21 protein-coding genes and 1 pseudogene are annotated in these 19,703 nt (G+C 58.1%); 11 read left to right on the top strand and 11 right to left on the bottom strand.

The annotated features are described in order from the left end of the window. Positions 1–28: 28 nt before the first annotated feature. Positions 29–325 (bottom strand): HU family DNA-binding protein, encoded by a 297-nt coding sequence (locus GZH91_RS05710; RefSeq protein WP_147073977.1) that lies wholly within the window; start codon positions 323–325, stop codon positions 29–31. A gap of 191 nt (positions 326–516) precedes the next feature. Between GZH91_RS05710 and murJ the strand changes: the two genes are divergently transcribed. The 8 genes from murJ (at position 517) to ispH (GZH91_RS05670) (ending at position 8,291) form a co-directional block, all read left to right on the top strand. After that, positions 517–2,055, top strand: coding sequence for a murein biosynthesis integral membrane protein MurJ (gene murJ, locus GZH91_RS05705; RefSeq protein ID WP_147073975.1), 1,539 nt, complete (start codon positions 517–519; stop codon positions 2,053–2,055). 66 nt (positions 2,056–2,121) lie between these two features. Next, complete coding sequence (locus GZH91_RS05700) at positions 2,122–3,081, top strand: bifunctional riboflavin kinase/FAD synthetase (protein WP_147073973.1); 960 nt, start codon at positions 2,122–2,124, stop codon at positions 3,079–3,081. After that, on the top strand, positions 3,074–5,845 hold the full coding sequence (gene ileS, locus GZH91_RS05695; RefSeq protein ID WP_147073971.1) for an isoleucine--tRNA ligase: 2,772 nt from the start codon (positions 3,074–3,076) through the stop codon (positions 5,843–5,845). Before GZH91_RS05700 ends, ileS begins: the two co-directional genes overlap by 8 nt. After that, positions 5,838–6,308, top strand: a complete 471-nt coding sequence (gene lspA / locus GZH91_RS05690) for a signal peptidase II (protein WP_147073970.1) — start codon at positions 5,838–5,840, stop codon at positions 6,306–6,308. Before ileS ends, lspA begins: the two co-directional genes overlap by 8 nt. Continuing rightward, positions 6,305–6,760: an FKBP-type peptidyl-prolyl cis-trans isomerase gene (locus GZH91_RS05685; RefSeq protein ID WP_147073967.1), complete on the top strand. Its 456-nt coding sequence runs from the start codon at positions 6,305–6,307 to the stop codon at positions 6,758–6,760. Before lspA ends, GZH91_RS05685 begins: the two co-directional genes overlap by 4 nt. Before the next feature lie 59 nt (positions 6,761–6,819). Beyond that, the gene (locus GZH91_RS05680; RefSeq protein WP_147073965.1) at positions 6,820–7,080 is read left to right on the top strand and encodes a type II toxin-antitoxin system prevent-host-death family antitoxin; all 261 of its coding nucleotides are present in this window, start codon (positions 6,820–6,822) and stop codon (positions 7,078–7,080) included. Further along, a complete protein-coding gene (locus tag GZH91_RS05675) occupies positions 7,070–7,324 on the top strand; it encodes a Txe/YoeB family addiction module toxin (protein WP_147073963.1) in 255 nt (84 codons plus the stop codon). Before GZH91_RS05680 ends, GZH91_RS05675 begins: the two co-directional genes overlap by 11 nt. A 19-nt stretch (positions 7,325–7,343) precedes the next feature. Continuing rightward, entirely contained in the window at positions 7,344–8,291 is a 948-nt protein-coding gene (gene ispH, locus GZH91_RS05670) for a 4-hydroxy-3-methylbut-2-enyl diphosphate reductase (RefSeq protein WP_147073961.1), read from the top strand. A 48-nt stretch (positions 8,292–8,339) separates the two neighbouring features. On the opposite strand, the gene GZH91_RS05665 is transcribed toward ispH (GZH91_RS05670), so the two are convergent. Both GZH91_RS05665 and GZH91_RS05660 read right to left on the bottom strand, forming a co-directional pair. Then, entirely contained in the window at positions 8,340–8,765 is a 426-nt protein-coding gene (locus tag GZH91_RS05665) for a type II toxin-antitoxin system VapC family toxin (protein ID WP_147073959.1), read from the bottom strand. A gap of 1 nt (position 8,766) precedes the next feature. Then, a complete protein-coding gene (locus GZH91_RS05660; RefSeq protein ID WP_147073957.1) occupies positions 8,767–9,000 on the bottom strand; it encodes an antitoxin in 234 nt (77 codons plus the stop codon). A gap of 114 nt (positions 9,001–9,114) precedes the next feature. Between GZH91_RS05660 and ispH (GZH91_RS05655) the strand changes: the two are divergent. Further along, positions 9,115–9,478: pseudogene (gene ispH / locus GZH91_RS05655) on the top strand (4-hydroxy-3-methylbut-2-enyl diphosphate reductase); the annotation flags it as partial. Positions 9,479–9,599: 121 nt separating this feature from the next. Here the strand turns inward: ispH (GZH91_RS05655) and GZH91_RS05650 are convergent. The 6 genes from GZH91_RS05650 to GZH91_RS05625 form a co-directional block, all read right to left on the bottom strand. Beyond that, positions 9,600–10,052: a type IV pilin protein gene (locus tag GZH91_RS05650; RefSeq protein ID WP_147073955.1), complete on the bottom strand. Its 453-nt coding sequence runs from the start codon at positions 10,050–10,052 to the stop codon at positions 9,600–9,602. After that, positions 10,049–13,543 carry a pilus assembly protein gene (locus GZH91_RS05645; protein WP_147073953.1) on the bottom strand — a complete coding sequence of 1,165 codons (3,495 nt, stop codon included), beginning with the start codon at positions 13,541–13,543 and terminating at the stop codon, positions 10,049–10,051. The genes GZH91_RS05650 and GZH91_RS05645 overlap by 4 nt, the downstream gene beginning before the upstream one ends. Before the next feature lie 260 nt (positions 13,544–13,803). Beyond that, positions 13,804–14,334, bottom strand: a complete 531-nt coding sequence (locus GZH91_RS05640; RefSeq protein WP_147073952.1) for a pilus assembly PilX family protein — start codon at positions 14,332–14,334, stop codon at positions 13,804–13,806. A 3-nt stretch (positions 14,335–14,337) separates the two neighbouring features. After that, positions 14,338–15,453 (bottom strand): PilW family protein, encoded by a 1,116-nt coding sequence (locus tag GZH91_RS05635; protein ID WP_147074029.1) that lies wholly within the window; start codon positions 15,451–15,453, stop codon positions 14,338–14,340. Then, the gene (gene pilV / locus GZH91_RS05630; protein ID WP_147073950.1) at positions 15,450–15,890 is read right to left on the bottom strand and encodes a type IV pilus modification protein PilV; all 441 of its coding nucleotides are present in this window, start codon (positions 15,888–15,890) and stop codon (positions 15,450–15,452) included. Before pilV ends, GZH91_RS05635 begins: the two co-directional genes overlap by 4 nt. 13 nt (positions 15,891–15,903) lie before the next feature. Further along, a complete protein-coding gene (locus GZH91_RS05625) occupies positions 15,904–16,431 on the bottom strand; it encodes a GspH/FimT family pseudopilin (protein WP_147074027.1) in 528 nt (175 codons plus the stop codon). Positions 16,432–16,566: 135 nt separating this feature from the next. On the opposite strand from GZH91_RS05625, the gene thiO reads away from it, so the two are divergent. After that, entirely contained in the window at positions 16,567–17,646 is a 1,080-nt protein-coding gene (gene thiO / locus GZH91_RS05620) for a glycine oxidase ThiO (RefSeq protein ID WP_147073948.1), read from the top strand. 24 nt (positions 17,647–17,670) lie between these two features. On the opposite strand, the gene GZH91_RS05615 is transcribed toward thiO, so the two are convergent. Continuing rightward, the gene (locus GZH91_RS05615; protein ID WP_147073946.1) at positions 17,671–18,045 is read right to left on the bottom strand and encodes an HVO_A0114 family putative DNA-binding protein; all 375 of its coding nucleotides are present in this window, start codon (positions 18,043–18,045) and stop codon (positions 17,671–17,673) included. Beyond that, positions 18,042–18,374, bottom strand: coding sequence for a toxin-antitoxin system TumE family protein (locus GZH91_RS17690; RefSeq protein WP_174861858.1), 333 nt, complete (start codon positions 18,372–18,374; stop codon positions 18,042–18,044). The genes GZH91_RS05615 and GZH91_RS17690 overlap by 4 nt, the downstream gene beginning before the upstream one ends. Positions 18,375–18,536: 162 nt before the next feature. On the opposite strand from GZH91_RS17690, the gene GZH91_RS05605 reads away from it, so the two are divergent. After that, positions 18,537–19,655 (top strand): glycosyltransferase family 4 protein, encoded by a 1,119-nt coding sequence (locus GZH91_RS05605; protein WP_198415406.1) that lies wholly within the window; start codon positions 18,537–18,539, stop codon positions 19,653–19,655. Positions 19,656–19,703: the final 48 nt, after the last annotated feature.

Genomic DNA, 19,703 nt, shown 5'->3' with positions numbered 1-19,703 from the left:
TGAAGCGGATAATATCGGTCAGGCGATGTTAGCGGGCTTTACCGGCTTTGGCGCCAGCCACGGCATCGGCCATGGCTTTACCCACCTTGAACTTGACTACTTTCTTGGCTGGAATAGTGATGGTTTTTCCAGTTGCCGGATTGCGGCCTTCGCGGCCCGCGCGCTCAGCCACGGCAAAAGTGCCAAAACCGACTAATTGCACCGTATCCTGTTTGGTCAATGCTTCCTGGACGGTGACCATCAGGGCATCCAGCATCGCTGCTGTCTGGGCCTTGGTGCTATCGGTCCTGGCGGCAACTGCGTCGATCAGTTCAGCTTTGTTCATGGGTATTGTTCCTGTCGGGTTGTTGAAAAAGAAGGGCCATTCTTACAGGTAATGCATCAATGCTGCAATATTTTTTCAGGACGAGGGTTATGAAACAGCTAAAATTTCAACCGTCCGTATCGTGACGAAGTTTGGATTTTAGCGGTGCCCCCTATACCATTGCGGCTGTTTCGCGTCCTCTTGCTGAATCCATGAACCTGCTCAGAGCCCTCGCCAAAGTCAGTAGCATGACCCTGTTGTCACGCATCTTCGGGTTTGTCCGTGATGCGGTCATCGCCCGCAGCTTTGGCGCAGGCATCTACACCGACGCGTTTTTTGTCGCTTTCAAAATCCCCAACCTGTTGCGACGCCTGTTTGCCGAAGGTGCATTTTCGCAGGCGTTTGTGCCTATCCTGGCGGAATATAAAAACCGCCGCGGCCACCAGGACACGCAACTGCTGGTGGACCATGTAGCCACGCTATTGTTCATTGCATTGCTGGTGGTGACCCTGATCGGGGTGCTGGCGGCACCCGCAGTGGTCTATATCAGCGCGCCCGGATTCTCTGCCGCACCGGAAAAATTTGCGGTCACCGTTTCCATGCTGCGCGTCATTTTCCCGTACATCCTGTTTATCTCGCTGGTATCGCTGGCGGGCGGCATATTGAATACCTACAGCCGCTTTTCGGTACCTGCATTCACGCCGGTACTGCTCAATGTCGCGACCATTGCTGCCGCCCTGTGGCTGGCGCCGCATCTCGCCATCCCCGCGATGGCACTGGCCTGGGGAGTGATGCTGGGCGGCATCCTGCAACTGTTGCTGCAACTGCCCTTCCTCAAGCAACTTGGCTTGTTGCCGCGTTTTCGTCTTGAGCTGCATGATGAAGGCGTATGGCGCATCCTCAGGCTCATGGGACCAGCGCTGTTCGGCGTGTCCATTGCGCAGCTGTCGCTCCTCATCAATACCGTTTTCGCTTCATTCCTGGCGACGGGCAGCGTGTCCTGGCTATATTATGCCGATCGCCTGATGGAATTTCCCACCGGCATGCTGGGCGTGGCGCTCGGCACCATTCTGTTGCCCAGCCTGGCCAAGCACTATGCCGACAACGACCCTACCCAGTATTCGCAACTGCTGGACTGGGGACTACGCCTCACCCTGATGCTGGCGCTGCCCGCCGCCGCCGCTTTGGCAATATTGGCTGTACCCTTGATCAGCACGCTGTTTTTTTATGGCCAATTCAGCGTTAACGACGTCTTCATGACGCGTCAGGCACTGGTGGCCTATAGCCTGGGATTGCTGGGGCTGATCATGGTAAAGATCCTCGCACCGGGGTTTTATGCGCGGCAAAATATCCGAACCCCGGTAAAAATCGCCGTGATTACCCTGTTTGCCACCCAGGCCATGAACCTGATGTTCGTATGGAAACTACAGCATGCCGGACTGGCATTGTCGATCGGCCTGGGCGCCTGCCTGAATGCTTCACTGCTGCTTTGGAAACTGCGCAGTCAGGGCATTTATCAGCCTCTGCCGGGCTGGTATCTATTTTTCCTGAAAATTGCGGCCGCCATCGGCGTGATGAGCCTGCTGCTGTGGTGGGGCATGGCGGGCGAATCAAGCTGGCTGCACATGCATTCTTTCCAGCGTGTCGCACATCTTGGCGGCCTGGTTGTGCTGGGTGCGGGTAGCTACTTTGGCACTTTGCGGGTGTTGGGCATGCGCCCGGCTCAATTCATCCGCCGCACCGCTGAATAGCTTTGACCGGCGCGGCGCACAAACGCTAGAATCCCTGATTTTCAGACTGTTCCGGCCCATACCGCAATGCGCATCACTCACGGCATAGCGCCAGTCGTCAGCCAGCCCAGCGCGGTGACGATAGGCAACTTCGACGGTGTCCACCTCGGCCACCGGGCGATGCTGCGTCGTCTGGTGGATGCAGCCAGCCAGCGCGGCCTGGTGCCCTGTGCGGTCACTTTCGAGCCGCATCCGCGCGAATTTTTCGCGCCGGACAACGCCCCTGCCCGCCTCTCCAGCCTGCGCGAAAAGCTGCAGATGCTGGGCGAATGCGGCATTGCCCAGGTCCACATCTGCGCCTTCAACCAGACCTTTTCCCAGCTCGCAGCAGAAACCTTCATCGAGCGTATCCTGGTCACCGGCCTGCAAGCGCGCTTCTTGCTGATTGGCGACGATTTCCGCTTCGGCGCCAGGCGTACTGGCGACTTTGCCCTGCTACAGGCGCGCGGCGCACAGGCTGGTTTCGAGGTGGCTGCAATGCACAGCATGACCCTGGACGCACTGCGCATCTCCAGCACCGCGGTACGCGAAGCGCTGGCAGCAGGCGATCTCGATCGCGCAGGCCGCCTGCTGGGTCGTCCTTACAGCATCAGCGGGCGGGTCGTCGGCGGCGACAAACTGGGGCGGGACATCGGTTTTCCCACCGCCAATATCCAGCTCAAACACAACCGCCCGCCGCTGACCGGGATTTTCGTGGTACAAGTGCGCGGGCTGGCCGATACACCGTTGCCCGGCGTGGCCAGCCTGGGCGTGCGCCCCACGGTCAAGGAAAACGGCCGGCCGGTGCTGGAAGTACACCTGTTAGACTTCGACCGCAGCATCTACGGTCATCACGTGTGCGTGGACTTTCTGGCCAGGCTGCGCGACGAGGAGAAATATCCCGACCTGCCCGCGCTAGTCACCCAAATTGGTCATGACGTGAACCAAGCCAGACAATACTTTCTAAATCATTCCGAGCCGCTACGCGCCGCCAAGCACAATGACTGACTACAAGAACACCCTGAACCTGCCCGATACGCCCTTCCCCATGCGCGGCGATCTCGCCAGACGCGAGCCGGGCTGGCTCGCCCAGTGGCACGAGAAAAAACGCTACCAGCAAATCCGCACAGCCGCCGCCGGACGCCCCAAATTCATCCTGCACGACGGCCCGCCCTACGCCAACGGCGATATCCATATCGGCCACGCGGTGAACAAAATCCTCAAGGACATCATCGTCAAGAGCAAGACCCTGGCAGGTTTCGATGCACCCTATGTGCCGGGTTGGGACTGCCATGGGCTGCCGATCGAATTGCAGGTGGAAAAACAGCACGGCAAGGCCATCCCCGCCGCACGCTTCCGCGAGCTGTGCCGCGAATACGCCGCTACCCAGATCGAACGCCAGAAGGCTGACTTCATCCGCCTCGGCGTGCTGGGCGACTGGGATCAACCCTACCGCACCATGGATTTCGCCTTCGAGGCCGGCATCATGCGCGAGCTCGGGCGCATCCTCGCCAACGGCTATCTCTATCAGGGTGCCAAGCCGGTGCACTGGTGCGTGGACTGTGGCTCTGCGCTGGCCGAGGCCGAGGTGGAATACGAGGACAAGACTTCGGCCGCCATCGACGTGGCATTCCAGATCGCCGATAACGCGGATTTCGCGCAGCGGCTGGGCATGCCCAGGCTCACCGGGCCGGTGTATGCGGTGATCTGGACTACCACGCCGTGGACTTTGCCCGCCAACCAGGCCGTGTCGGTGCACCCGGATTTCACCTACGACCTGATCCAGACGCCGAAAGGCATCCTGATTCTGGCGCGTGACCTGGCGGAAGCGTCAATCAAACGCTACGGCTTTGAGTCCGTGGAAGTGCTCGGCCAGTGCAAAGGCAGCGTGCTGGAGCACCTGCAACTGCGCCACCCTTTCCTCAACCGTAGCGTGCCGATCATCTGCGGCGAACACGTCACCCTGGAAGCCGGTACCGGCCTGGTGCACACCGCGCCGGCGCACGGCGTGGACGACTACCAGGTCGGCTTGAAGTATCGCCTGGCGGTGGACAACCCGGTGGGCGATGATGGCAAGTTCTTCGCCAGCATCCCGCTGGTAGGCGGACAGACGGTGTGGCAAGGCAACAGGACGGTGGTCGAAACCCTTGCCGCCAGCAGCCTGCTGCTGGCCAATGAAAAACTGCTGCACAGCTACCCGCACTGCTGGCGGCACAAAACGCCGATCATCTTCCGCGCCACGCATCAGTGGTTCATCGGCATGGACAAGACCGGCGCGGATGGTGTGAGCCTGCGCAACCACGCCATCGGCGCAGTGGACAACACCGCCTTCTTCCCCGCCTGGGGGCGCGCCCGGCTCGAAGCCATGATGAAAAACCGCCCCGACTGGTGCGTATCGCGCCAGCGCAACTGGGGCGTGCCGATGCCGCTGTTCGTGCACAGGGAAAGCGGCGAGCTGCACCCGCGCACCGCGGAGCTGATGGAAGCCGCCGCGCAGCGCGTGGCGCAGACCGGCGTCGAAGCCTGGTTCAGCCTCGACCCGGCGGAACTGCTGGGCAGCGAGGCCAGCCAGTACAGGAAAGTCACGGACACGCTGGACGTGTGGTTCGACTCCGGCGTGACCCACGCCTGCGTGCTCAAGCAGCGCCCCGAACTCGCCTACCCTGCCGATCTGTACCTGGAAGGCTCGGACCAGCATCGCGGCTGGTTCCAGTCCAGCCTGCTCACCGGCTGCGCAACGGATGGCCATGCGCCGTACCGTGCCCTGCTCACCCACGGCTTCGTGGTGGATGCCAAGGGCCACAAGATGAGCAAGTCCAGGGGCAATGTCGTCGCCCCGCAAAAAGTGATGGACACCTACGGCGCCGATATCCTGCGCTTGTGGGTGGCGTCCACCGACTATTCCGGCGAACTGACCATCTCCGACGAGATCCTCAAGCGCGTGGCCGACGCCTACCGCCGCATCCGCAACACGCTGCGCTTCCTGCTCGCCAACCTGGCCGATTTCAACCCGCGCAAGGATGCCCTGCCCGTGGACGACTGGCTGGAAATCGATCGTTACGCAATGGTGATGCTGGACGAATTCCAGACTGAATTATTGGCGGCCTACGACAGATACGAATTCCATCATGCCGTGCAGCGCATGCACCATTTCTGCTCGGAAGACCTGGGCGGCTTCTACCTCGACATCCTCAAGGACCGGCTCTACACCACTGCCGCCGGCTCACATGCGCGGCGCTCGGCGCAGAATGCGCTGCACCATATCACCCACGCACTGGCGCGGCTGATGGCGCCGTTCCTGAGCTTCACCGGCGAAGAAGTGTGGCAGCAACTGGTACATGACGAGAACGATAGCATCTTCCTGCATCATTGGCACAGCCTGCCGGTGGCTGCAGACGCGCCGCAACTGGCCGCCAGATGGGCTCTGATCCGCGCCACTCTGGCCGACGTGCGCAAACATCTGGAAACCCTGCGTGCAGCGGGCGACATCGGCTCCTCGCTCCAGGCGGAAGTGTCGATTCATGCCAGCGGTGCGCAATACCAGGCGCTGGCCGGTCTCGGCGACGACCTGCGTTTCGTGATGATCACTTCTGCCGCCACGGTGACGCAGGCCACAGCCGATTCCGTCAGCGCCCTGCCCAGCACCCATGCCAAATGCGAGCGCTGCTGGCACTACCGCAGTGATGTCGGCAGCCACGCCGACCATCCCGCCCTGTGCGGGCGTTGTTACAGTAATCTTTTTGGCAAAGGCGAGGACAGACAGCATGCCTAGACTCAAGCAGGGACTCGTTGTGGCCGGGTTGATCATCGTCCTCGACCAACTCAGCAAATACGCGGTCACGCAGGCTTTCATGCTCGGCGATTACGTCACCCTCACGCCGTTTTTTGACCTGGTACGGGCTCACAATACGGGCGCGGCGTTCAGCCTGCTTGCGGACCAGGCGGGCTGGCAACGCGCGTTTTTCATCAGCGCTGCGCTGATCGCGTCCGCCATCCTCATCCATCTGCTGCGGCGCGAATCCGGCAGCGTGCTGTTCAAGCTCGCGCTCAGCCTGATTCTGGGCGGCGCCATCGGCAATCTGATCGACCGCATCCTGCACGGCTACGTGGTGGATTTCCTGTCCTTCCATATCCAGCAGCACTACTGGCCGGCGTTCAACGTGGCCGATTCCGCCATCACCATCGGTGCGCTGCTGCTGGTCTGGGACAGTCTGAAAAAACCGCGCAAGTCATGAACGACAAGCTGCGGCGGGTTCAGCCCGGCGACACACTCACCCTGCACTTCGCCGTGCGGATAAATGGCGGCGCAGAAGTGGACAGCAGCTTCGGCGCCGCGCCCATCACGCTCACGCTCGGTGACGGCACCCTGACGCCGAATCTGGAGCAATGGCTGATGGGCATTGCCCCCGGCGAACGCCATGTGTTCCAGCTCGATCCCTGGCAAGCCTTTGGCGAGCATAATCCCGAACTGGTGCAGGCGCTCCCGCTGAGCGATTTCCCGTCCGACGAGCCGCCGCGGGCGGACAGCGTGGTCGAATTCAGCCTGCCCAATGGCAGCACCCTGGCAGGGCGCATACTGGCGCTGACGGATACCCACGCCAGCGTGGATTTCAACCACCTGCTGGCTGGTTTGCCGATTGAGTTTGAGGTTGAAATCGTCGAGATTTGCCGTCAACCCGGAGATTGACGCGCCTTCAGGAAAAAGCTATTGTACCAATATTCGTACAATAACATTGTGAGACCAGAATGGATGCCATCAGCTACAGCTATACACGCCAGCACTTTGCCGATGTGATGGACAAAGTGAATGACGATTGCGCGCCGGTTCTGGTTACGCGCCAGAATGGCAAACCGGTGGTGATGATGTCGCTCGCGCATTTCAACGCACTGGAAGAGACTGCATACCTGCTGCGCAGCCCGGAAAACGCGCGCCGTCTGATGGCTGCAGTGGCGGAATTAAGAAGTGGTGCGGGCGTCAAACACGAGCTGCTGCCTGATGCAGATTAGATTTGCTGAACAAGGTCGGCAGGATTACATCTATTGGCAGCAAACAGATAAAGCGGCACTCAGGCGCATCAATACGCTCATCCATGACATAACGCGTTCACCTTTCGATGGCATCGGAAAACCCGAACCGCTACGCCACAATCTGGCTGGATTCTGGTCACGCAGGATTAGCGATGAGCATCGCCTGGTTTATGCAATCGAGGATGGCTGTCTGCTGATCGCCCAATGCCGCTATCATTACTAACCATTTCCGGGCAGACCCCATGACCATCCGCACCCAAATCCTCCTCGCCAACCCACGCGGCTTTTGCGCCGGAGTGGATCGCGCCATTGAAATTGTCGAACGCGCACTGCAACGCTTTGGCGCCCCTATCTACGTGCGCCACGAAGTCGTGCACAACAAGTTCGTGGTCGATGACCTCAAGGCCAAAGGCGCGATTTTCATTGAAGACCTGGCTGAAGTACCCGTCGGCAGCACGCTGATCTACAGCGCCCACGGCGTCTCCCAGGCGGTGCGGCATGAAGCTGAAGCACGCGGCCTGAAGATATTCGACGCCACCTGTCCGCTGGTCACCAAAGTCCACGTCGAAGTCGCCAAAATGCGCGCGAAGGATCTGGAAATCATCATGATCGGCCACAAGGGCCACCCCGAGGTGGAAGGCACCATGGGGCAATCGGCGGGCGGCATGTATCTGGTGGAAACGCCGCAAGACGTGGCAAAGCTGGCAGTGAAAAATGCTGACAAACTCGCGTTCGTCACCCAGACCACGCTCTCGATAGACGACGCCGCGCGCGTGATTGAAGCCCTCAAGGCGCGTTTCCCCGCCATCGTCGGCCCGAAAAAAGACGACATCTGCTACGCCACGCAAAACCGCCAGGACGCGGTCAAAGCGTTGGCAGCGCAATGCGACCTGGTCATCGTGGTCGGCTCCCCCAACAGCTCCAACTCCAACCGCCTGCGCGAAGTGGCGCAGAATTTGGGAGTGAGCGCCTATATGGTGGATAACGCCGCGGAGTTGAAAGCGGAATGGCTGGCGGATAAAACCTGCATTGGCGTCACCGCTGGCGCCTCCGCCCCGGAAGTGCTGGTGCAGGAAGTCATCGCCCGGCTCAAATCGCTGGGGGTAGAGAGTATTTCTGAAATGGGGGGTATCGCTGAAAGCGTGGTCTTCCCGTTGCCGAAGGGATTGATTCAGCCAGTGTCAGTTTAGCCCCTCCCCCTTGATGGGGGAGGGCTGGGGAGAGGGTGGCGGGCTATATCAATCAACGCCGGTCAACGGTTCCAGCCAATTCTCGACCCCGAGGCCGGGAACCCGGGTAAATTCACCTATGTTGTCCGTCACCAATGTGAGCCCTAGCAACAGCGTGTGGGCTGCGATCATATAGTCGTTCGCGCCAATTGGCGTACCAAGTTTCTCCAGCGCTGTGCGTACCTCGGCATATTTCTCGTCAGCCCCAGTTTCGAACGGCAGCACCTCAATCGCGGACAGCAATTGCTCAATCTTGTCCGACAAAATTTGAGACCCTTTCTTTGCCGCACCATAGCGCAATTCACAGGCGACCACGACACTGGTGCAAATTGCGTCTTCACCGACTGCATTGATTCGGCTGGCTACTGCCCCAGCCGGTTGCTTGAGCAGGCTACTCAGGATGTTGGTATCAAGCAGATAGCGATAGCCTGACACCTCAGAGTTCCACCGGTTCGGCAGGCAAATCCTCGACCACGGGGAAATTCTCTTCCATCGGCTCCCATCCGGCGAGCAATCCCAGTAACGAACGACGCGGCAGCGGTTCAATAATCAAGCGATTACCTTCTTTGCGGATGATGGCTTCAGTACCCGACAGTTCGAACTCGCGGGGAATGCGTATCGCCTGGTTACGACCGTTCTTGAATAGACGTACATGGCGCTCGGTTAACATGGTGGCCTCCTTGTTGGCGCAGCTTGGCATATATTCAAGCATATGCTAGCAAGTAGGCGCCATTTAAGCAATACCTCCATTACCAACCCAACCAGGTTGGGCTATTCTTGGCAATTAACCTGGAAAACATTTAACCACCAAGGCGCTGAACAGGCGCTGGCGAGCCAATGCGATCCCATTATCGTGGTCGGCTCCCCCAACAGCTCCAATTCCAACCGCCTGCGCGAAGTGGCGCAGAATTTGGGAGTGAGCGCCTATATGGTGGATAACGCCGCGGAGTTGAAAGCGGAATGGCTGCCCGGATAAAACCCGCATTGGCGTCACCGCTGGTGCCTCCGCCCCGGAAGTGCTGGTGCAGGAAGTCATCGCCCGGCTCAAGTTGCTGGGCGTAGACAATGTTACAGAGTTGGGTGGCACAGCGGAGAGCGTGATGTTTCCGTTACCAAAAGGATTGATTCAGCAAGGCCAGCCTAGCTAGAATTCCCGTATCCTCTTACACTGACCATTCGCAGGGGCAATCCGGTCTGCGTGTGTCGCGTGGCCACACTGGCTGGCATTAAACAACTCGACACCAAAATCTCCTGCTCACGAAAATCAGCTTAGCGCCCCCAACACTCCGCAGCTGATAGAGCGCCTCCAGTGACTCCCTGCACCCCGGCATTATCCAATGTAAACACCCCGCAGGCATCTGAGGCCATGGGGCCTGTTGGTGTGGCTTTCAGTAAAAAATCCGTGGCAGGCGTTGTGTTAAAAGCCACGCCAATCGTATAGTTGGCGGTGCCACTGGGGGGCGCTTGCGCGATAATCAGCCCACTGGTGGCAGTACCTCCACCATTGAGTTGCGTATTGTCGTAACGGTTCGCCATGGTGAAATTCCGTTCCAGGATGGTGGCATCCTGAAGCAAAACCGCCTTGGCTTCCGACCGGCGCGCACGTTGCACGTATGAGGTATAGCTGGCATAGGCAATGGCTGACAGTATCCCGATCACCACCACTGCGATCATCAATTCGATGAGGGTAAATCCCCCCAGTGCCTGGATTGGTTTCTTCATTTGATCTGGCTCCATGATGCGCGAGGGCTACCCTGAATCTTTAATGTATCTGGGAGTCCGGGCCCATTTTGACCGAACTGACCTGTCCACTGCCCAGTCTGGTTAGCGCCGGAGCCACCTCCGGCCGTTGTCCCACCGCTGGACAGTCCGCTTACCGTAGTATAGGAGCCGCCATTAGACAATGACACCGGCGTACTGCCAAAGCTGCCGCTGATCTTAACACCGGTAACCACGGCGCTGGCTCCATTGGACAAGGTAACATTGTCGCTGCTGTCGTATTTCCCATCCCCATTGATATCCATGAAGGTGTAACCGGGCGCACCGCCACTGGCAGCATCCAGCTCCATAAACCAGCTACTCCCGCCACTCACGCAGGTACCCGTTGCAGGTATCCTGGTAACAAAAACCACGCGGCCGGAACGCAGCAAAGCCTCACTGGTCACCCGTTCGCCCTGCTGGGTGGCATTTGGCGGCTGTAGCAAATCCATATACCAGCCCAAGGCCCCCCCCGCATAATTCACGCTATTGCTACTCACAGCACGGGCCTGGGCGCTCTCGAAGAGGATAGACTGCTGCACCAGCACGTTGACACCGCTGAGCTGGGTAGTGCGGCTAAAATTGCTGGTACCGCCGCTAAATGCGCCAGATAGGAAGGTACTGCTGTCCAGCACACCATACAGGCTCTGCGTCGCAGTATTGGTCAGATCGGCAGTATTCAGATACTGCCCCGTACCAAAGTAAATCAGCACCGTGCCTGTTGCTCCATTGGGCAGTGTACTCAGGACAAGCGGCGCGGTAATCGGCTGAACGGCACCGCTGGCGTCTCTGGCCTTGAACAGCGGCAATTTGGTGCTACCGCTAGTGTAAGCAACTTTCCACTGATTCTTATTGGTACTGCTCACATCGAACTTCCACACGTCCCCCTGCAAATCCCCCGCGTAAATTGCATCGATGGTGCCATTGTTGTCCTGATCCAGCAAAGTGGGTTGCGACAAGCCATTGTCCACACTGCCGCCACCCACGCCGGTATCGATCTTGATGACATTGGAAGGGTTATCTACCTGAATCAAAAACAGCACCGCATGCTTGTTGACACTGTTGTAGCCGTTATTCACCACCGCATAGTAATTGCCGTCATTGAAGCGCGCCACCGTTCCTTTACCCCAGGTGTTGCCCAAATCGCTGGCATCGGTGAATTCCCACAGTGCGTTGCCGGCGCTCATGCTGCCCGGGTTGGTGACATCCATCGCAAACACTGCATTGGTGCCCATGGTCGAGCCCAGCGTACCCAGCAAAATCGTGTGCCAGGCGCTGGCGTAATACGCATCGCCGTTGCCGGGAGAACCGTCCACGAAATACTCGTGATTGCCGTTATAACTGGGCAGGGTCAGATCTGCCAGATGGGGATACACTGCACTGGGTACATAAGCAAATGTTTCCACTCCAGTGCTTGCATTGAACCCATGCAACATGCCGTCATTGGCACCCACGTAGAGCATGGGCGTGTTACTCGACTTGTTCTGCAGATAGGCTGCGTAGCTGGACCCCTCCGAGCCCGGCAGGATGGAATAGCCATAATCCTCATTGCTGAGGTAGAGCGGATTGGAATTCACGATATCGCCCAGCGAGGTGCTACGGTTGCGGTAAGAACCTCCGTTTTTCTGTTCCAGACTGGCATCGCCACGCAGGTAGTTCAGCACGTTCTGGCCGGTGCTCGCCTGCCCTGCTGTCAGCGTGCATCCCGAAGCCTGCGATGCCAGATAGCACTGTTCGTTAGCTGTTAAATTTGTCCATGAAAAAGTCTTTCCTGCAGTACCGTTCCAGGTGAAAATGGAACGTGCTGCAGCAGCAGGCATCAGCGTGGCTGCATCCCACGCTGGCGCGACACTGGTGCTGCCTGACACCAGTAAAGCGCGCAAGCTGCCCGACCAGTCGGCGGTGTTGAAACCGGCCTGGTAGATATACGAACTGCTATTGACGCTGGTGGAATTGGACGTCAGCGCGGAAGACGAGCCAGCAGACTGGACAATGCTGTTGAATACGCCATTCAGGGCGCTTTGCAACTGGGCCGGATTGCTGGCGGAAAAGGATGTGCCGGTACCACCGGCACTCGCCAGTTGATCCAGCGGATTAGTGGCGTTGCCGCACAGAGCCGTATAGTTCTGTAACACTTGCGGCAGCATGGCGTAGCCTACGACGTACAGATTCACACCGGATTTTTTCAGGTTTGTTGCAGCCGTCACCGCCTGACTGGTCAGCGTGCAGATATCAATCTGGCCGTTGGACAATTTGGGTATGGTGCCTGTGGACGTCACGCTGGGCAAACCATTGGTCAGCAGCACGGCAAAATTCTTATTGCAGGAATTGGGCAAGGTGTTGGTTGCAAATCCCTGCGCGGAACTGGTTCCTCCGGAGAAATAGAGCTGGTTTGCTTTCAGCGTGCCCTCGATCGCGGTCAGACCGGCATTGAGTATGCTGCTGCCCGTGGGGCTGCTATTGCTATTGCAGGGCGCGGAACTGGGGGTGGGATTCGGGTTGGGTTCGCTGCCATTAGTGGCTGGCACGTTGCAAGTCAGCTTGTTATTCAGCTTGGTCTGCTGAGTGGAATTTAAAGGTGCGACGGGCACCTGCAAGTAGCCACCGCCGGGCGAACCTGCTGAAAACCAGGCTGTGGAGGTATAGATGGAAGGAATACGTGCACCAAAATCCAGGGTGTTGGTGGCATAGTCGGTATCGGTGGGAACAAAATACCCCTGATAAATCACGGGCCCCTGGTAACCATAGGCCTGCTCCGCAGACGTTGCGCTACCCGAACCCGGCATGGGAGAGACGATGCCGTCACTGGTGCCGGTTTTGGTATTAAAACAGCGGTAATTGTCGTATGAAGAAATATTGGTTGTATTATCGAATCTAGCCGTATCGGAATAGCAAAAATTGTACGGGTAAAGACCGCTATCGTAAAAAGGCGACGCCCAGTTGTAATAGATGTAATTGGCGGTATCGGCAGGATTGGCAATCCGGTAATTCTTGGTGGTGGCGTTCTTCGCCACATAGGGTGGCGGCGCAGCGTAGTTGGCAGGATTGTAGCTGGCGTCGTACAGGGAATTGTAAAGATACAGCGGGCTGGGCGTATATTGCTTAAATGTCATCAATCCCAGATTAATCTGGCCGGCATAACTGCTACCCAGATTGCGGATCACGCCGCGGGCAATTTCCGATTTGCTGTCCGGACTGCTGCCACCGATGGCTGCTCCAATGGGAATACCGTTCGCCGGATTGCCATTCTCGTCCATGTTCTGGGCATTGGAGAGCGTCAGCAACACATTAGGCGGCGCGCTGGTGCCCAGATACAGCGGCGTATTGGAAATGGTCACTGCATCGGCCGCTTTCATGCCTGCCAAGGGCAATAGCGTCACTAGCATGGCAGCATATAGATGCCAGCCGGTCGTAGGCGTGGCTGCTGAACATTTGCGTGAAGGTAATGGGTTCATGGTTGCTCCCTTGCGCAAGGGTAAAACATGGATTTACCGGTTTTTCTTGACCGGTACGGTCAGCGGTACTGTCTGATAGTTTTGCTGTTGGGATGACTGTGTTTTGTCAACAGGATGCTTTTTTATCTCATGCTGAGGCTTCTGCTGGGTTGGGGATGCTGCACTGCCTGGTGCGCGCATCATGGCGACGGCAGATGAGGTAGAACCCAATACCCCTAGAAACACAATAAGCAATAAGCAATACGATTTCATTTTTTCTCCTATGAGCAGCGGACGTAAATTTCCTGAAGAATCACCGCAGCATTGGTGCTGCCGCCTACCCCCCGGCTGGTGATGCGGTAGTAGCCTTCACCAGTGTGAACCAAGTTTTTTTGTTTCGGCAGCGGTCCGCAGGACGCGGTGGTGGAAAGCCTCTCAATCACATAGCGGGGCTGTTGCGCCACATATTGGAGGCTACCGCTAATCGTCGCGGCACTGGTGGCCCATGGATAGGCGGTGTCCCATTGCTGCACCGAAGTATAAGTAGCGGCAGGTGATGAATTCAGCCCCATATAGATTCCTGGTCCATTGGGGGGAAGACCCGGATTGCCCAACAGGGCATCGCCGGCACGCAAGGCCATCTCGGCGGCCTGGAAAGCCAGCATGCGATCACGGGTATTTCCCGCCATCCGCTCTTGCAGGATGGTGCCATGCATCGCCGAGACAGCCAGCAGGGTCAGCAGCACTAAAAAAATCAGGCTGACCATCAAGACCATGCCGGTTTGTCTGAAAGAAATAAGCGACTTGTCCATGATTTAGGGGAGGCGGTTGCGGAGGGCGATGGTAGCGGTGGCATCCTGGCGCATGCGCCGGTCTGCTGGATAGGATGCGTAGGTGGTTCCGTTGACGATGAAACTGTACGGTTGAGAGGCTACGGCAACATTGCTGCGCGCGTCATTGGCCGGGCCGCCCACCATCAGCAAATGCACTTGTACCGTGAGCACCTTGGCCCAATTTCCAGCGTTCGCAACCGCAGCAGGTGTCTGGTAAGCCCCCACGACTTGGGCAGGCGGCACATTGGGAGGCGGTGCACTCGTATCCACTCCCAGCATGAACGCCATGTTTTCCACATTATCCACCAGCGCTTGCGGAACGCCGTTGTTGATCACCTGATAAAGCGCTAAAGGCACGCTGCATTGACCACCAGAAAATGATGCCGTGGGGCAGCCCACGAAATAATCCGCCTGCCGGAAAGCGTAAACCTGGGCTCCCGGTGATCCCGGCGCCGAAGGCGAAAATGTATGGGTCGCGGAAAGATATGGCACGGTATTTACATTGCTCGCATGAGCAAAAGTGACCATTCCCGGTGCATTCGACACGCTACTTGTCACGAATATCACCGCATTCGTGCAATCGCTTATCAACAGCACGTCGTTAGCCTGGAAATTGCCAGGATTGCCGCTAACGTGAATAGCGGCAGCGCTACCTGGAAGTGCTGGGCCGGCAAGCGACACTCCGGATGGATCGACCCCGGACACACGCAATACGTCACCGGCCGCCCAGCTGACTCCAGCTGGAGCAGTCCAGCCAGTGCCGCCGGGAAAGACCTGCAAGGCGCTGGCGGGTGTTACGGGGGCAATTGCGGGGGCCTTGGTAATATTGCCAAGCGTGCCAGGAGAAGCAGCATATACGGCCAGGTTGCCACATCCCATGTAGCCGGCCATGCGAATGTCGCGGCTCATCGTATCCAGCGCAAAACGGCCGTTTTCCTGAATGGCCGACAGGCTATCCTGGGCGTTAAAAGCCTGACGGCTGCCTAAATACAGATAGCCCACGCCAGCCACCACGATGAAACCGATGGTAATGGCAACCATCAGCTCTATCAGGCTGAAACCGGTCTGGCGCAAGGACATGGATCGATTAAGGTTCATAGCTGCGTCTGTATTAAAATGGATTGAGCCTGGTTGCCAGCAAAATTTGCATTTGCTCCCAGCCCGCGTCTGTCATCCCAACTAACAGTGACAGTAGCAATGCCTCCTGACACTGAAACTGATCCATCTCCAGTTGGAAGAGCGGTTGCCAGCTCCGTTTTCCATTGACACAGATCATCAGAAACCACTACCCCCGTACCACAGCCGGTTGGTGACACCCCAAGCGAGATATCGTAGGAACCATTTTGAGCCACACTCCGGTTAGCACGCATGCGGTCGATGATGTCATAGCCCATCCAGCTCGCCTGCGAACGGTAATAAGCGCTCTGGTTGTTTTTGGCACTGGTCATCATCAACCCGGCCAGGCCGACGAGGCCAATGGACACGATGACCATGGCCACCAGCACTTCCAATAAGGTAAATCCATGTTGCCGCATGTGGCTCACTCCATTACGGACAAGTTGCAAGACCGGGGTTGGCGACGCGCCGCAAATGGCCGGATGGGTCGATGGTAATGCTGTTGGAAAGCGTCAAATCGCTTGGGGTACAAATGTTGAACGTATCTCCACCGGTGGTCGTGGTCAGGGCGCCCTGGCCGTTGAAACTGAAGCTGGTCTGGCTGCCCCCCATGGCCACGTCACCTGCATTGATCGGCCCATGAGAGCGCATAAGTTCGCCAGCATCCAGCATGCCATTGGCATTACGGTCAGCCCAGATGACCCACCCCTGGCTCCACTGCGTGCCATTACAGGTGCTGCCGTTGCTGGACATGCACAGGGTTGTAATGGCGCCGCCCTTGACTGCCTCGCTGCGGGCGTAGTTGATGGCGGCAAGGTAATCGTTGGTCACCGCAGCTATGCGGTTACGGTTGAAAAAAGTCTGGAAACCGGGCACAGCCATGGTCACCAGAATGGCTGCCACCGCCATGGTGACCAGCAACTCGATCAGCGTGAACCCGTGGTTGAATTGTCCGTTCATGATGTTTTCTTTTTTCACAGCCTGAAGCCTAGCCAGATATTCTGCAATCCACCAGCGCCACCCGACAAGCGGCAGGTTTGTTAGAATGAACGGGCAGAATCTGGCTCAATTGCGTTTTCATCCCCTTTCCCCACTGTGAATCCAGACTTCCTCATCATCGGCGGCGGTGTCATCGGCTTATCCAGCGCACTCGAACTGGCGCGTGAAGGCGCGCGCGTTACCGTGCTGGAGCGCGGCGTGGCGGGTGCGGAATCTTCCTGGGCCGGTGGCGGCATTTTGTCGCCGCTGCTGCCATGGGACTATCCGGATACCGTTTCCCGGCTGTGCGATCTGGGCGTCGAACTTTACCCGCACTGGTCGGCTCGTCTGACTTCCAGCAGTGGCATAGATCCCGAATTCCGGGTCAGCGGGATGCTGGTGTTGCCGCCTGTGGATGACATTGCTGCCGGGCGCTGGTGCGCGCAGCACGGCTGGCGCCATGCGCGCGAGCACGCGCAGGCGCGGGTGCCTGCGCTGGCGGAAAACAGCCCGGCATTGTGGCTGCCGGATGTGGCACAGGTGCGCAATCCGCGTCTGGTGCAGGCGCTGCGCGTTACCGCTTTGGACGCCGGGGTAAATCTGCTGGAAGGGGTTGAAGTCACGCAGGTCGCGCGCGCCAGTCCGGCACACATTGATTATCTCGATACGCCGCGGGGAAAACTGCAGGCCAGTGCTTATGTCATTGCAGCCGGTGCATGGAGCCAGTCGGTATTGGGCAATATCGCGCCGCATTGGCCAATCAAGCCGATGCGCGGGCAGATGCTGTTGTTCAAGGCCGCGCCGAACCTGTTGCCGCATATCGTCTATCGCCAGGGCATTTACCTGATCCCGCGCCGGGACGGACATATTCTGGCGGGCAGCACGGTGGAAGATGCCGGTTTTGACAAGAGCACCACCGAAACGGTCAAACGCATGCTCTACAACGCCGCAACCAACATCCTGCCCGCGCTCCAGTCGGTGCCGCTGGTGCAGCACTGGAGCGGACTGCGCCCGGGCTCGCCGGATAATATCCCGACCATAGGGCGCCACCCGCTGGTCGAAAATCTCTACGCCAACACCGGGCACTTCCGCTATGGGGTGACCATGGCACCGGCCAGCGCGCAGATTCTGGCGGATTTGATTGCAGGCAGGCCGCAGACGCTGGATGTTGCGCCGTACCGCTGGACGGCGATGTAGGCCAGCTCAGTGATGCACGTAAAATTACCCTAGTGTTGCCACCATCTCGATTTTAGGCGCGACAGAGCGCACCACTTTTTGAATCCCGTGCCCCGGATTGGACTGGCGTTGCGAGACAAGCAGCCCCATCTTCTCAAGCAGCCCGACATCTTTGGTGATAGCCGAACGGTTACGATGCAGGCGGTGAGACAGCTCATTAATCGTTCTGGGCTCATGCATCACTTCAAGCATCAAACGGCGACGCGCTTCCGAGAGCACGGTGAACATCTGTTGCGGGTCTTCGAACGAGAGCGTTAGCTTGCCTTCAAACGCTGCGCCCTGATCGGCTTTCCGCGCCGCATCCTTTGCGCGCGAAAAGAAAGCCGCCGCATCATCCGTACGAATCACGATCCTGGTCATGGTTTTATGCCTCGTGTCTGGTTAACAATTTCCAGCCACTCTTGCTGGAACCTTTCTTGTATTGCTTCATAACTGATGAATTCGACTACTTCAATCTCACCCATGTAATGCCGGTGGTGGTAATTGTGGGCATTGTCAAAACCGAGAACACGCCCATTATCGCCCTGATAAATCGCGTGGTTAATGTAGGCCAGATTGTACCGCGTCACCACCGTCTTACCGCCCTCGACAGCGCCCCAGACCTCATATCTCAATAGCCCGCCACCCGATTTGGATTTGAGTTCGAACCGCTCCTGCTCAAGCAGGATTTCCTTGTTTTGTTTCGACATTCTGCCTCCAGATGTGTATTATCTTAACACGCCTGATTGGAGGTGCCTCATGCCGTTGTGCCATGCCCTATCGAGAGGCGCATAACTCAGCGAGCATATCAAAAAATGCATTGTGAATTGTTTCGCCCAATGAAGCTTCTATAAATAATAATGGATAAGCAGTTGACCCCGAACAAACCCCTGACTGTCCTGCAAATCCTCCCCGCCCTTCAGGGCGGCGGGGTGGAACGCGGCACGCTGGAAGTGGCGCGCCATCTGGTGCAGCACGGACATCGTGCGCTGGTGATGTCGGCGGGCGGGCGCATGGTGGCTCAACTGGAAGCAGAAGGCGCGGCGCATTTCACCTGGCCGGTGGGGAAGAAATCGCTGTTCACGCTGTGCCTGGTACCGCGCCTGCGGTGTTTTTTGGTGGAGCACGAGGTAGACATCCTGCATGTGCGCTCACGCATGCCGGGGTGGATAGCTTATCTGGCCTGGCGCGGCATGGACCCAACCACCCGGCCGCGACTGGTCACCACGGTGCACGGGCTGTATTCGGTCAACCGCTACAGCAAAGTGATGCTGAAAGGCGAGCGCATCATCGCCGTCTCCAACACCATCCGCGACTACATCCTGCGCAATTATCCTGATAACGATCCCAGCCGCATCGAGGTCATTTACCGGGGCGTGGACGCGGCGGAATTTCCTTACGCTTACCAGCCCGCACCAGACTGGCTGACCGCATGGCGCGCGCAGTACCCGCAGCTCATTGGCAAACATATCCTCACCCTGCCTGGCCGTCTGACCCGGCTGAAAGGCCACGAAGCTTTCATTGAACTCATCGCCCGCCTGAAACAATATGGACTGCCGGTACATGGTCTGATCGTGGGCGGCGAAGACCCCAGGCGCCGGGCCTACGCGCGCGAACTGCACCAGGCCGTGGCAGCACGGGGGCTGGCTGGCGACATCACGTTTACCGGTCATCGCAGCGACATGCGCGAAGTGTTTGCGGTGTCGGACATGGTGCTTTCACTGTCCAGCAAACCGGAGTCGTTTGGCCGCACGGTGCTGGAGGCGCTGCGTCTGGACACGCCGGTGGTCGGGTATAATCACGGCGGCGTGGGAGAGATACTCGCGACAGCCTATCCTGCCGGGCTGGTTGAACTGGGTAACATGAACGCACTGGTTGAACGTGTTACCGGATTACTGGAACAGCCGGTTGTGGTTGCGGATTCTGGCGCTTACCCTTTGGCGGCGATGCTGGAAAAAACCATGGCACTTTATCTCGCAGTTGTGAATTGACTGCCGGTTCAATTCAGACATGAGCCAATTTGGCCCGGATAAATCCAG

The organism is Sulfuriferula plumbiphila, from assembly GCF_009938015.1.
Classification (GTDB): domain Bacteria; phylum Pseudomonadota; class Gammaproteobacteria; order Burkholderiales; family Sulfuriferulaceae; genus Sulfuriferula; species Sulfuriferula plumbiphila.
This window is presented reverse-complemented; position numbering and strand designations above follow the sequence as displayed.

Bases quoted from the DNA above. Each gene is read 5' to 3' on its own strand.
- GZH91_RS05615 (WP_147073946.1), bottom strand. From the start codon at position 18,045: ATGACCAGGATCGTGATTCGTACGGATGATGCGGCGGCTTTCTTTTCG.
- lspA (WP_147073970.1), top strand. From the start codon at position 5,838: ATGCCTAGACTCAAGCAGGGACTCGTTGTGGCCGGGTTGATCATCGTC.
- GZH91_RS05640 (WP_147073952.1), bottom strand. From the start codon at position 14,334: ATGGACAAGTCGCTTATTTCTTTCAGACAAACCGGCATGGTCTTGATG.
- pilV (WP_147073950.1), bottom strand. From the start codon at position 15,890: ATGCGGCAACATGGATTTACCTTATTGGAAGTGCTGGTGGCCATGGTC.
- GZH91_RS05710 (WP_147073977.1), bottom strand. From the start codon at position 325: ATGAACAAAGCTGAACTGATCGACGCAGTTGCCGCCAGGACCGATAGC.
- ileS (WP_147073971.1), top strand. From the start codon at position 3,074: ATGACTGACTACAAGAACACCCTGAACCTGCCCGATACGCCCTTCCCC.
- GZH91_RS17690 (WP_174861858.1), bottom strand. From the start codon at position 18,374: ATGTCGAAACAAAACAAGGAAATCCTGCTTGAGCAGGAGCGGTTCGAA.
- ispH (WP_147073961.1), top strand. From the start codon at position 7,344: ATGACCATCCGCACCCAAATCCTCCTCGCCAACCCACGCGGCTTTTGC.
- GZH91_RS05650 (WP_147073955.1), bottom strand. From the start codon at position 10,052: ATGAAGAAACCAATCCAGGCACTGGGGGGATTTACCCTCATCGAATTG.
- GZH91_RS05685 (WP_147073967.1), top strand. From the start codon at position 6,305: ATGAACGACAAGCTGCGGCGGGTTCAGCCCGGCGACACACTCACCCTG.
- GZH91_RS05625 (WP_147074027.1), bottom strand. From the start codon at position 16,431: ATGAACGGACAATTCAACCACGGGTTCACGCTGATCGAGTTGCTGGTC.
- GZH91_RS05660 (WP_147073957.1), bottom strand. From the start codon at position 9,000: ATGTTAACCGAGCGCCATGTACGTCTATTCAAGAACGGTCGTAACCAG.
- GZH91_RS05645 (WP_147073953.1), bottom strand. From the start codon at position 13,543: ATGAACCCATTACCTTCACGCAAATGTTCAGCAGCCACGCCTACGACC.
- murJ (WP_147073975.1), top strand. From the start codon at position 517: ATGAACCTGCTCAGAGCCCTCGCCAAAGTCAGTAGCATGACCCTGTTG.
- GZH91_RS05675 (WP_147073963.1), top strand. From the start codon at position 7,070: ATGCAGATTAGATTTGCTGAACAAGGTCGGCAGGATTACATCTATTGG.
- GZH91_RS05700 (WP_147073973.1), top strand. From the start codon at position 2,122: ATGCGCATCACTCACGGCATAGCGCCAGTCGTCAGCCAGCCCAGCGCG.
- GZH91_RS05635 (WP_147074029.1), bottom strand. From the start codon at position 15,453: ATGAACCTTAATCGATCCATGTCCTTGCGCCAGACCGGTTTCAGCCTG.
- GZH91_RS05680 (WP_147073965.1), top strand. From the start codon at position 6,820: ATGGATGCCATCAGCTACAGCTATACACGCCAGCACTTTGCCGATGTG.